At 65.5% G+C, this 11,808-nt stretch carries 15 protein-coding genes; 3 read left to right on the forward strand and 12 right to left on the reverse strand.

The window, feature by feature from the left end; translation table 11 throughout:
• The 12 genes from SPHI_RS06200 to SPHI_RS06255 form a co-directional block, all read right to left on the reverse strand.
• Complete coding sequence (locus SPHI_RS06200) at positions 1 to 1,383, reverse strand: acyl-CoA carboxylase subunit beta (RefSeq protein WP_076744035.1); 1,383 nt, start codon at positions 1,381 to 1,383, stop codon at positions 1 to 3.
• 222 nt (positions 1,384 to 1,605) lie between these two features.
• Positions 1,606 to 2,097, reverse strand: coding sequence for an MmcB family DNA repair protein (locus SPHI_RS06205; RefSeq protein ID WP_076744036.1), 492 nt, complete (start codon positions 2,095 to 2,097; stop codon positions 1,606 to 1,608).
• A gap of 38 nt (positions 2,098 to 2,135) precedes the next feature.
• Positions 2,136 to 2,705 (reverse strand): cell wall hydrolase, encoded by a 570-nt coding sequence (locus SPHI_RS06210; RefSeq protein WP_233130738.1) that lies wholly within the window; start codon positions 2,703 to 2,705, stop codon positions 2,136 to 2,138.
• 202 nt (positions 2,706 to 2,907) lie between these two features.
• The gene (locus SPHI_RS06215) at positions 2,908 to 3,234 is read right to left on the reverse strand and encodes a DUF1491 family protein (protein WP_076744038.1); all 327 of its coding nucleotides are present in this window, start codon (positions 3,232 to 3,234) and stop codon (positions 2,908 to 2,910) included.
• Entirely contained in the window at positions 3,231 to 3,686 is a 456-nt protein-coding gene (locus SPHI_RS06220) for a PaaI family thioesterase (RefSeq protein ID WP_076744039.1), read from the reverse strand. Before SPHI_RS06220 ends, SPHI_RS06215 begins: the two co-directional genes overlap by 4 nt.
• The gene (locus SPHI_RS06225; RefSeq protein WP_076744040.1) at positions 3,673 to 4,152 is read right to left on the reverse strand and encodes a PTS sugar transporter subunit IIA; all 480 of its coding nucleotides are present in this window, start codon (positions 4,150 to 4,152) and stop codon (positions 3,673 to 3,675) included. The genes SPHI_RS06220 and SPHI_RS06225 overlap by 14 nt, the downstream gene beginning before the upstream one ends.
• Before the next feature lie 13 nt (positions 4,153 to 4,165).
• On the reverse strand, positions 4,166 to 4,759 hold the full coding sequence (gene hpf / locus SPHI_RS06230) for a ribosome hibernation-promoting factor, HPF/YfiA family (RefSeq protein ID WP_076744163.1): 594 nt from the start codon (positions 4,757 to 4,759) through the stop codon (positions 4,166 to 4,168).
• A 52-nt stretch (positions 4,760 to 4,811) separates the two neighbouring features.
• Positions 4,812 to 5,498, reverse strand: coding sequence for a DNA polymerase III subunit epsilon (gene dnaQ, locus SPHI_RS06235; RefSeq protein WP_076744041.1), 687 nt, complete (start codon positions 5,496 to 5,498; stop codon positions 4,812 to 4,814).
• Positions 5,499 to 5,506: 8 nt separating this feature from the next.
• Positions 5,507 to 6,100, reverse strand: a complete 594-nt coding sequence (gene coaE / locus SPHI_RS06240; RefSeq protein WP_076744042.1) for a dephospho-CoA kinase — start codon at positions 6,098 to 6,100, stop codon at positions 5,507 to 5,509.
• Positions 6,101 to 6,191: 91 nt separating this feature from the next.
• On the reverse strand, positions 6,192 to 7,043 hold the full coding sequence (locus SPHI_RS06245) for a shikimate dehydrogenase family protein (RefSeq protein WP_233130740.1): 852 nt from the start codon (positions 7,041 to 7,043) through the stop codon (positions 6,192 to 6,194).
• Positions 7,044 to 7,060: 17 nt separating this feature from the next.
• The gene (locus SPHI_RS06250; protein ID WP_076744043.1) at positions 7,061 to 7,666 is read right to left on the reverse strand and encodes a Maf family protein; all 606 of its coding nucleotides are present in this window, start codon (positions 7,664 to 7,666) and stop codon (positions 7,061 to 7,063) included.
• Entirely contained in the window at positions 7,663 to 8,505 is an 843-nt protein-coding gene (locus SPHI_RS06255) for a pyruvate, water dikinase regulatory protein (RefSeq protein WP_076744044.1), read from the reverse strand. Before SPHI_RS06255 ends, SPHI_RS06250 begins: the two co-directional genes overlap by 4 nt.
• A 280-nt stretch (positions 8,506 to 8,785) precedes the next feature.
• Between SPHI_RS06255 and hemE the strand changes: the two genes are divergently transcribed.
• From hemE to rho, 3 genes are all read left to right on the forward strand, one after another.
• Positions 8,786 to 9,817, forward strand: a complete 1,032-nt coding sequence (gene hemE, locus SPHI_RS06260) for a uroporphyrinogen decarboxylase (protein WP_076744045.1) — start codon at positions 8,786 to 8,788, stop codon at positions 9,815 to 9,817.
• On the forward strand, positions 9,817 to 10,275 hold the full coding sequence (locus tag SPHI_RS06265) for a CopD family protein (RefSeq protein ID WP_076744046.1): 459 nt from the start codon (positions 9,817 to 9,819) through the stop codon (positions 10,273 to 10,275). The genes hemE and SPHI_RS06265 overlap by 1 nt, the downstream gene beginning before the upstream one ends.
• Positions 10,276 to 10,528: 253 nt before the next feature.
• Entirely contained in the window at positions 10,529 to 11,785 is a 1,257-nt protein-coding gene (gene rho, locus SPHI_RS06270; RefSeq protein ID WP_076744047.1) for a transcription termination factor Rho, read from the forward strand.
• Positions 11,786 to 11,808: the final 23 nt, after the last annotated feature.

Genomic DNA, 11,808 nt, shown 5'->3' on the forward strand with positions numbered 1-11,808 from the left:
TCAGCTGCCCGCCGATTGGCGTAGCGCGCGTGCGATCGTCGCCCGCGTTGCGGCGGGCCGGATCACCGCATCGACGAGCCCCGACGCTACGGCATGGCGGGGATCAGCGATGCGCGCGGCATAGTCACGTCTTTTTTGATGTTCGTTCAAGCCGAACAGGCGCTCGGCCGCCGCGGCGCCGCCCATCGCGGCGATCTCCGCGCCGGGCCAAGCATAGCATGCGGCGGTGCCGAGCGGCTTGGGGGCAAGCACCGCCCAGGCGCCGCCAAGCGCGCGGCGCGTGACGAGCGTGATCTGCGGCGCGCTGGCCTGCGCATAAGCGGCGAGCAGCGTGGCGGCGTGGCGAACGATGCCCCCCGCCTCCTCTGCCACGCCGGGCAGGAAGCCGGGCGAATCGACAATCGTGACGAGAGGCAGGCCGAAGCTGTCGCAGAACCGGACAAAGCGCGCCGCCTTGCGCGCCACGGCGCCGTCGATCGTGCCGGCGAGCACCAGCGGCTGACTGGCGACGATGCCGATCGCGCGTCCGTCGATGCGGACGAGCGCGCAGATGATGTTGCCGGCATGATCGGGCTGAAGCTCGAACAACTCGCGCTCGTCGGCGACGGCGCGGAGCAGTTCGCGCATGTCGTAGGGCATGTCGGGATCGAGCGGGACGAGCGTGTCCAACGCCGGCGTTTCACGATCCGGCGAATCGGGCGTCGATCGAGGGGGTGCTGCGTCGCCTGCGGCGGAGGGAAGAAACCCGAGAAGGTCGCGTGCGGCGACCAGCATCTCGATCTCATTGATGAAAGTGGCGTCGGCGATGCCGGTTCGGGTCGCGTGCAGGGTCGCACCGCCCAGCGACTCGGCGCTGACCAGCTCCCCCGTGGCGCCGCGCAGGATGTCTGGGCCAGCGAGAAACAGGGTGCCGGGGGCGAGAATGAAGGTAACGTCGGCGAGTGCCAGCGACAATGCGGCGGTTCCGGCATGGTGGCCGAACAGCAAGGCGAGCTGCGGGACGACACCGGATGCCAGCGCCTGTCGCTGCATGACTGTGGTTTGCGCCGCCAGCGTGGCGAGGCCGTCGTTCAGCAACGCACCGGGAGAATCGTACAGGCCGATGATCGGCGCGCCCGCTGCGATCGCGCGGTCGATCAGTGCGGTGATCTTTTCGGCATGTGGTGGCGTGATCGTGCCGTCTGCATCGGTCACGTCCTGCGCGAAGGCGAAGGCGCGTCGGCCGTTGATCGCTCCGGACGCGGTGACCACGCCCTCACCGATCGGGGCGATTTCGGCGAGCGTTGCTTCATCGAACAAGATGTCGAGCCGCTCGCGGGCAGTGAGCCGGCCGCGAGCGTGTTGCGCCTCAATGCGCTGGTGTTGCTGTGCTGTCCCCGCCATCGCTCCCTTCCCTGCGCGTGTGCGGGGCGCAGGGCAAATGGCAATTCGGTCAGGTGGGGAAGCTCGCCATCCCGGACTTGATCCGGAATCCAACCATCCACAGGAGCTGTCGCCTGCGCCTCAAGCCTAAGCGCATGCGGCACCATGGATCCCGGAACAAGTCCGGGATGACGGGTCGAAGGGGACAATGTTCCGCTTCTCACACCGGAAAGCCCGATCCTCCTACCAGCCCTGCACCGCCTCCGGATCGGACAGCGCCACCAGCCGCCGCGCGGCGCGGCGGGCAAATGCCAGGGTGCACTTCTTGCGGGCGTGAGTGTTCATCGGCTCGGTTCGCGCCTCGCGGAGCACGGCGGCATCATAGCGATCGGCGACGATCAGCCCGGTACGCTCGGGCAGGAACGCTTCGCCGGCGATCGGCGAATGATCGAAGCCGGCGGGCACTGCCCAGAAGAAGCGATCGCAATGCGGCAGATAATCCTGCCACTTGTTGTCGCCGAGCAGATCCGCACGCGACACCTTGATCTCGATAATGGTGATCTGGCCGCGTGCGTCGAGCGCCATCAGGTCGACCCGGCGCCCTCCATCGAGCGGTACTTCCGCCATGGCGACCAGTTCGTGGCGCAGCAGCAGCCGGGTGACGCCGCGCGCGACATCGGCGGCGCACAGCGACGATTCAGGATCATCAACGCAAGAAGCGGGCGTGGTCAGCACGCCCGCTTCCTAGAACGTTTCAGGAACGTTGAAAAGGCTCAGCGCCAGAAGATGTGGTTGCCGATCGAGGCGACCTTGCGCAGCCCCGCCGCCGGCGCACGACCACGGTTGAAGTAAAGCGCGCGCTCGGCTTCGCCTTCCCATGCCTCGGCAAGCGCGACCTTCGCGACCGCCACAGCCGTGCGATAGTAGCGGCTGTCCTCGTTGATATCGGGGATGCGACCGCCGCGAACGAAGCCGAACTGCCCGCGCTGGGTGACGACCTCGCAGATGTCCTCCGGGAAGCGGCCCGACTTGCTGCGGTTGATGATCACGTCGGCGACCGCGAGTTGGCCCGACAGCGGCTCGCCCTTCGATTCAAAGTAGATCGCGCCGGCCAGGCACTGGATCGCGGCATCGTCGCCGTCGTGGGTGGACTGGGCGGCAACAGCCGCCGCCAGGGTAGGATATGCAACCGTAGCGCCCGCCGCGAGTTCATCAGTGGCAAGGTCGGCCGGTTCGGAAAGGGTCGCCAGGGTTGTGGCATTGGGCTGCGGGAGCGTGTGCTCGACCTCGGCAGCCAATCCGGCGGTGCTCTGCGCACTCAGGCCGAAGAAAGAAATCGTCATGGCCACAGCAACAGCGGCCCGTGAGAAGAAAGCCATCTTCAACAATCAATTGCGGTGGCTACGCGGACACGATCCGACGTTCATCAGAACATACGATCGGCCGGGATCCCCCCCGACTGCGTCACCGATGTGGATCGCACCCACCGCGGCACAACGCGAAAAACGTTGAACCGCGTTCGCCATACCCCAGCATTTGAGTCAATTAAGACAGGATCGTTTCAGCGGCGAACCGTTGGGCCTCTGCGACGTCCAGAGCAACTACCCATAGATCCGGGTCACGCTGACGGCGGCGGCGCCAGTAATCGTCGAGGGACTCGCCGCTGCCAGGCTTGGGCCCGCCCGGGATCAGCGACTCGCCGCCGTCAGGCCCAAATCCGCGCTCGAGGCAATGCTCCTCGCGTTCAAGCAGAACCAGGATTGCGCCGGCATCCGCATCGCCGCGCGCGCGAACCACGGCGATTCCGCCAGCATTGTTCACGCGCTGGAGCAGTGCCGCCACGGTGAGATGCGTCGGCAGCCGGCCGGTCACGCGGCCCGGTACCCCGGCAGGCCAGCCAGGGCGATGCGGCTGCGCATGAAGGTGCCGGTGCCGCGTGCCACCTCCTCCCCATCGCTGGCGATGAGGCGGGCGTCACCGACGAAGACGCGACGCTGGCCACTAACCCACCGTCCCTCGGCCACCACTGGGCCGGCGGAAAGCGGGCGCGTCAGCAAGAGGTTGAACTGGGTGGTCAGCAGGAATCGATCGGTGATGAGGCTGTTGCAGGCATAGAAAGCCGCATCGTCCAGCATCTTGAAATAGGCGGTGCCATGCGCTGCGCCGGCGGCATGGAAATGATCGGGTGCGATCTCGAAGCTGATCCGCGCCACGCCAGGCTCGGGGATCGCGAGCGAGGAGGCGAACAGGCGGTTGATCGGCGCTGCCGCATATAAGGACTCCAGCGCACGGTGATGCGCGTCAGCGCCTTCAGGCCGCGTCAAGCGCACCCTCCGGATCGTCGGCGGTCAACAAGGCATAGATGGCGTCCCGCGAACCGGCACCGCGCAGCTTTGCGACAAAGGATCGATCGCGGAAGCGGCTCGACACGCGCGCCAACGCCTTGAGGTGATCCGCACCGGCATCTGGTGGCGAGAGCATTGCCACCACCATGTCGACCGGCATGTCGTCGATCGCCTGAAACTCGATTGCCTGGGCGAGCCGAACGACGACCACGACGATCCGCGACAAGCCATTGACTCGGGCATGCGGGATCGCGACGCCACTGCCGAAGCCGGTGGACCCCAGCTTCTCGCGATCGGCGAGTGCGGTAGTGACCGCGTTGGCGTCGAGCTCCAGCACCGGCGCGGTGAACGCGCCCAGTTGCTGAAACAAGCCCTTTTTGCTGCTTGCCGCCACCCCGACTGCAATCAGATCGGGGTGGAGCAGATCACTCAAATCATTTGGCATGATGGTCCGGCATTCACCCCGCGCGCTGCGGTTCGACCCAGCCGATCGTCCCGTCGCCGCGCCGATAGACCATGTTGTATGCGCCCGTCCCGCTGTTCTTGAATAACAACGCAGAGGTGTTGCGCAAATCGAGCATCATCACCGCGTCGGACACGGTGGCATCGGGGATATCAACGCGTGTTTCGGCCACGATCAGCGGCGCGTCCGCTTCTTCCTCGTCTCCGACCCGCTCGGCGAACAACGTATAGCCCGCATTGTCGAAATTGTCGTAGGCAACGCTTTCGGCGAGCGCGGCGACGTCACCGGCGTTGCGATCCTTGAGCCGGCGCATGTAGCGGCGCAGCTGCTTTTCGATCTTCTCGGCCGCCCCGTCGAAGGCGAGATGCGCGTCATGCGCGTCGTGCTTTCCCTTGAGCACCAATCCCTGCATCACATGGACGACGATGTCGCAGCCAAAGCCGGCATCGTGCGGCCCCTTGCCGAAGGTAACCTGGGCCGAAATCGCGCGACTGAAATATTTGTCGGCGATGCCCTGCAATCGATTGTCGACGTGATCCTTCAGCGCGTCGCCCGTTTCAACCTGGTGACCAGAGATCCGGATATCCATCGACTCATTCTCCATTGGCTGGCCCGGCGTGGTCTCGCCGGGGCGTTGGGCGTCAACCGGACGCCGCGGCCCCCCAGATCGGATTCTTCACCCGCGTCATGAACGCGGCATGCGCGGCAAGTTCTCCCTCGCTTGGCGCGAAATGCCGTGCCGGCCGCGCAACGCGCGGTGCGGCCTCCACGACCACCACCTCCTCGGCCACCAGATCGCTGACCAGCGACAGGCCGATCTGCCGCCCGCCCATCAGCTCGACATAGACCTGCGCCAGCAGCTGCGCGTCGAGCAACGCGCCGTGCAGCACGCGGTGCGAGCGGTCGATGCCGTAGCGCGAGCACAAGGCATCTAGCGTCAGCTTGGCGCCGGGATGTCGCTGCTTGGCGATCGCCAGCGTGTCGATCATGCGCGTCATGCAGATCACGTCGCGGCCGCAGCGACCTAGCTCGCCGTTGAGGAAGCTGAAGTCGAACGAGGCGTTATGCGCGATCAGCGGCGCGTCACCGATGAAGGCGACCAGTTCCTCGGCGACGGCGTGGAACAGCGGCTTGTCGGAGAGGAACGCGTCGGACAGACCGTGGATCGCCTGCGCGCCCGGCGGCATCGTCCGCTCCGGGTGGAAATAAGCGTGAAAGGTGCGCCCCGTTTCGACCCGGTTGACCAGCTCGACGCAGCCGATCTCGACCATGCGATCGTCGCCAAAGGTGAAGCCGGTGGTTTCGGTGTCGAAGACGATCTCGCGCATTGGTGAGTTTATCGGCCTTCCGCTTCCTTGAGGCAAGCGATCACCCGGCGGACATGGGTGCGGGTCTCCTCCAGCGACACGTCGGTGGGGATGACGAAATCGGCCCGGGCGCGCTTGTCGGCATCGGGCACTTGGCGGGCGATGATCGCGTCGAACTTGCCCTTGCTCATGCCGGGGCGCTGGAGGGTGCGGGCGCGCTGGACCTCAACGGCGGCGGAGACCACCGCGACCTTGTCCATCGCGCGCTGACCACCGGTTTCGAACAACAAGGGCACATCGAAGACGACGAGCGGGGCGGCGGCATGTTCCGTGAGGAAGGCGGCGCGTTCCTCGCCCACGGCCGGGTGAACGATCGCTTCCAACGCCTTCATCGCCACGTCGTCACCGAGCACGGCCTCGGCGAGCGCGGTGCGGTTGACGCCATTCTCGCCAGTGGTGCCGGGGAAGCGGGCTTCAATCGCGGTGACGACTCGGCCGGCAGGGCCTTGCAGCTTGTGGACCTCGGCATCGGCGTCGAAGACGGGCACGCCTTCGTCGGCGAACATCTTGGCGACGGTGGACTTGCCCATGCCGATCGAGCCGGTGAGGCCGAGTTTGATCATTCTTTTCTCCCCTCTTTTGTACCCCGGCGAAGGCCGGGGCCCAGTTACGACCGGCCCGATGCTGGGCCCCGGCCTTCGCCGGGGTACAAGGTCATTGGATAAGCAGTTCGCGCAGCTCACCGTCATGCTCGCGCGGCGCGGGCTGGCCGAAGAACAGCTCGAACGCCGCTGCCGCCTGGCCAACCAGCATTTCGAGGCCGTCGATCGTTTCCAGCCCGCGCGCCTCCGCTGCGTCGAGCAGCGCGGTTTGGAGCGGGGCATAGACGATGTCGTACACCACAGCGTCGAGCGCCAGGGGCAGGAGGTCGAGGTCGAGCGGCGGCTGACCCTCCATGCCGAGCGCGCTGGTGTTGACCAGCAACTTGGCCGCGGGAAGGCGGCCGGTGAGGGGCAGCACCTCGCCCTTCAGACCGAAGCGGCTCAGCAGCGCGGCGGCCTTCAATGGCGAGCGGTTCAGGATGGTCACGGGGCCGACGTTCATGCGCGACAAAGCGAACAGCACCGCACGCGCCGCGCCGCCGGCACCGACAATCGCGACCGGCGCACCGTCGAGGTCGAGATCGGCGATCGGCGCGTAGAAGCCGGCGGCGTCGGTGTTGGTGCCGAACAGATCGCCGCCCTCGTTGCGGACGACGGTGTTCATCGCGCCGATCGAGTCGCGCACGCTGCCGGGATCTGACACGAGATCAAGCATCGCGACCTTGTGCGGAATGGTGACGTTGCAGCCGCGCCAGTTCGGATCGGCGCGGCGCTTCTCGATGAAGACGGGCAGATCGTCGGGTGTGACATGCGTGGCGCGGTAATCAGCGTCGATGCCGAGCTTCTTCAGCCAGAAACCGTGAATTAACGGAGACTTAGAGTGACTTATCGGGTCGCCGATCACCTCCGCATAGGGCCGGACGGTTGCATCATCTGCAATCGAATGTTGAGGAAGTTGAGACACTGGCGCTTCTTTCTCCATCACGCGCCTAGCACCTGGCGTTCGCGCAAATAGGCGAGCAGCGGCATCAGCGGCATGCCGAGCACGGTGAAATGGCTCCCTTCGACGCGGCTGAACAATTGCACCCCCGGCCCCTCCATGCGGTAACAGCCGACGCATCCCGCGATCGCCGGCCATTCGGCATCAAGATACGCCTCGATGAAGCCGTAGGACAGCGGGCGGACGAACATCCGGGCCTTGTCGACATGGCGCCAGACCGGGCGGCCACCCTCCGCGATCACCGCCGCGCTGACCAGATCGTGGCGCTTGCCCGACATCATCGACAGATGCTCGGCAGCCTCGGCGCGGTCGCGTGGCTTGGACAGGATCGTGCCATCCTCAAGCACGGCGAGGCTGTCGGAGCCGAGCACCAAAGCCTGCGGCTCACGGCTGGACACCTTGAGCGCCTTCAATTCGGCGAGTGCATCGGCGAGATCGCGCGGCGCCACGTCGCCGAGCGCGGCCTTGGCCGCATCCTCGTCCACCATTGCCGGCTGCGCGGTGAAGGGCACGCCCGCGGCGACCAGCATCGCGCGGCGCGAGGCGGATTGCGACGCGAGGATCAGTTTCAACCCGGTCGTGGTCATTCGTCGATCACCAGCGCGGGATTGCCGCTGCGTTCGTTGACGATCGAAATCACCGCGGCGGCGGTTTCCTCGATCGAGCGGCGGGTGACGTCGATCACCGGCCAGCCATTATCGGCGAACATGCGCCGGGCATATTGCAGCTCACGCGTCACCGCTTCCTGATCAACGTACGCCGTCTCGGGCGCCTGGTTGAGCGACAGCAGCCGGTTGCGGCGGATCTGGATCAACCGATCGGGGCTGGTGGTGAGCCCGACGACAAGCGGGTTCTGGAGCGAATAGAGCGACACCGGCGGCGGGCTTTCGATCACGATCGGGATGTTGGCGACCTTGAACCCACGATTGGCGAGATAGATGGAGGTCGGCGTCTTGGACGATCGCGAGACGCCGGCAAGGACAATGTCTGCCTCCTCCCATTCCTCCCACAACACGCCATCGTCATGCGCGATGGTGAATTGGATCGCGTCGACGCGCGCGAAATAAGCGGCGTCGAGCACGTGCTGGCGCCCCGGCTTGTTCTTGGCCTGCTGGCCGAGCATCGCCGAGAGCGCGTCGTTGACCGGATCGAGCGGGGCGACGGTGGGCAGGCCGAGCGTCTGGCAGCGCTGCTCCAGCGCCTTGCGCGTGGCGGGGTTCACCAGCGTGTAGATGACCAGGCCGGGGTTCTGAGCGATCTCTTGCAGAATGCGGTCGAGATGCGCCTCCGTGCGAACCATCGGCCAGAAATGGCGCACGGTTTCGACATCGTCATATTGCGACAGCGCGGCCTTGGCGATGTTCTCCAGCGTCTCGCCCGTCGAGTCCGACAGGAGGTGGAGGTGCAGTTTGACCGTCACCGGCATGAACCTGTGGATAACATGAGGACGAGCGCTAGCCTAACCTAGGCGGGCGGCCAAGCGGATCGGACGACCGTGGAAAACGAGTCACTTGTCCACAATCCCATCCACGCCGAACAGTTTCATCCACAGGCTGTGAAAAACGGGAGCGGTTGAATCGAATCCCAGGGAGTCCGCGGCGCGCCGGGGGTCAAGCTGTTGGCAATCCGGGGATGAACGCATAAGCCCCGCGACCAACGCGCCTACTTCATCAGCAATCCTTTGAATCTTCTATTTGAGTAGATGGATGCACGCCCAACCTGATTCCAAACCGCTGCTGAGCGTGCTGAACGGCCAGCGCCGCGCGCGGCCGCCGATGTGGCTCATGCGCCAGGCCGGCCGCTATCTTCCCGAATATCGTGCACTGCGGGCCGAGAAGGGCGGCTTCCTGGCGCTCGCCACCGATCCGGAGGCGGCGTGCGAAGTGACGCTGCAGCCGATCCGCCGCTTCGGCTTCGATGGCGCGATCCTGTTCTCCGACATCCTCATGGTGCCCTGGGCGATGGGGCAGGACCTGACCTTCGGGCCGGGCGAGGGGCCGCGGTTGACTCCGCGACTGGTGGACAGCGCGCTGGACTCGCTCGCGGCGGTGCCGGGGCGGCTCGATCCGGTGTACGAGACGGTGCGGCGGGTCGCGGCGGCGCTGCCGGCGGAGACGACGTTCCTTGGGTTCGCCGGATCGCCGTGGACGGTGGCGACCTACATGGTCGCCGGGCAGGGATCGAAGGATCAGGCTGAAACGCGCGGGATGGCCTACCGTGCCCCGGCGGCATTCGGCGCGATCATCGAGGCGATCGTGGCGCTGACGATCGATTACCTTTCGGGGCAGATCGAGGCCGGTGTCGAGGCGGTGCAATTGTTCGACAGTTGGGCGGGCACCTTGTCACCGGCGCAGTTCGAGCGATGGGTGATCGCGCCCAATGCGGCGATCGTTTCAGGGCTCAAGGCGCGGCATCCGGATGTGCCGGTGATTGGCTTCCCCAAGGGCGCCGGCGGCAAGCTGCCGGCCTATGCGCGCGAAACGGGGGTCGATGCGGTCGGGCTGGACGAGACGGTCGATCCGGTGTGGGCCGACGCGATGCTGCCGGAGGGGTTGCCGGTGCAGGGTAATCTCGATCCGCTGGCGCTGATCGCTGGCGGCGACGCGCTGGACGCGGCGATCGACCGGATCCTCCGCGCGTTTCCGGAGCGGCCGCATGTCTTCAACCTGGGCCATGGGATCGACCAGCATACGCCGATCGCGCATGTCGAGCGGGTGATCGAAAAGGTAAGAGGCTGATGGGTATCGGTTTCCTCGGCGCGGCTTACCTCTGGGTAAAGGCTGCGCATATCATCTTCGTGATCTTCTGGATGGCGGGGATGTTCATCTTCCCGCGCTATCTCGTGCATCATCAGGAGGGGCTGGGCGATCCGGGCGAGGAGGCGCGCTGGACCCTGCGAGAGAAGAAGCTGCGGCATATCATTCTGACGCCCGCGATGATCGCGGTGTGGGTGATCGGGCTGGTGCTGGCGGTAAATGCGGGGCTGCTGGCGGGGATCCAGGGGCTGGCGTGGCTGCATGCCAAGCTGTTCGTGGTGTTCCTGCTCTCGGGCTATCACGGGTGGGCGATCGGCTATTCGAAGCGGCTGGCCAAGGGTGTTGCTGGACTGAGCAACCGACGGCTCAGGATGATGAACGAAGTGCCGGCGCTGGCGGTAACGATCATCGTGATCCTCGCGGTGGTGAAGCCGTTCTGAGTGCCGCGTCATCCCGAATATGATCCGGGATCCCGCTTTTTCTTCTGAGGGCAGCGAAGGCAGCGGGACCCCGGGTCAAGCCCAGGGTGACGAGGGGTCAGGGGTTGCATCCGCTTGACTAACCCCTGAGCCCCCCCTACGTCCCACCCTCGGTGTGGCCTTTCCGGCCCGCTGCCTCCTCTTGCCTCGTTGCCGCGCGACCTTTCCGCCGACCGGGCTTTCTCCCCCAACCGATTTCAATCGGACACACGACATGCATCTCAAAGACCTCAAGAAGAAAGCCCCGGCCGAGTTGGTCCAGCTTGCCGAGGAGCTGGGCGTCGAGGGCGCCTCCACGCTGCGCAAGCAGGACCTCATGTTCGCGATCCTCAAGGTCCAGGCCGAGGAAGGCGAGCAGATCATGGGCGAAGGCACCATTGAGGTGCTGCCCGATGGCTTCGGCTTCCTGCGCAGCCCCCAGGCCAATTATCTCGCCGGGCCGGACGACATCTATGTGTCGCCCAACCAGGTCCGTAAGCACGGCCTGCGCACTGGCGACACGGTCGAGGGCGAGATCCGCGGTCCCAAGGACGGCGAACGCTATTTCGCGCTGACCAAGCTGATCAGCGTCAATTTCGACGATCCCGATGCGGTGCGCCACCGCGTCAATTTCGACAACCTCACCCCGCTCTATCCCGAAGAGCGGCTGAAGATGGAAATCGAGGATCCCACCATCAAGGACAAGTCGGGCCGTGTGCTCGACCTCGTCTCGCCGATCGGCAAGGGCCAGCGCTGTCTGATCGTGGCGCCGCCGCGCGTTGGCAAGACGATCATGATGCAGAACATCGCGCGCGCGATTTCGCTCAACCACCCCGAGGTGTTCCTGATCGTGCTGCTGATCGACGAGCGGCCCGAGGAAGTCACCGACATGCAGCGCACGGTGAACGGCGAGGTCGTCTCCTCGACGTTCGACGAGCCGGCCACGCGCCACGTGGCGGTGGCCGAGATGGTGATCGAGAAAGCCAAGCGGCTGGTCGAGCACAAGAAGGACGTGGTGATCCTGCTCGACAACATCACCCGCCTGGGCCGCGCCTACAACACGGTGGTGCCGTCGTCGGGCAAGGTGCTGACCGGCGGTGTCGACGCCAATGCGCTGCAGCGGCCGAAGCGCTTCTTCGGTGCGGCGCGCAATATCGAGGAAGGCGGATCGCTGACGATCATCTCGACCTCGCTGATCGATACCGGCAGCCGCATGGACGAAGTGATCTTCGAGGAGTTCAAGGGCACCGGCAACGCGGAAATCGTGCTTGACCGCAAGGTTTCGGACAAGCGCATCTTCCCGGCGATCGACGTGTCGAAGAGCGGCACGCGCAAGGAAGAGCTGCTGGTCGAGAAGGACAAGCTGTCGAAGATGTGGGTCCTGCGCCGCATCCTGATGCAGATGGGCACTGTCGATGCGATGGAGTTCCTGCTGGGCAAGATGAAGGATTCCAAGACCAACGAGGATTTCTTCGCGAGCATGAATCAATAGCCGGTCTGAGTCCGGCGCCAGGG

The sequence above is a fragment of the Sphingomonas jeddahensis genome, assembly GCF_001981525.1.
Taxonomy (GTDB): Bacteria; Pseudomonadota; Alphaproteobacteria; order Sphingomonadales; family Sphingomonadaceae; genus Sphingomonas; species Sphingomonas jeddahensis.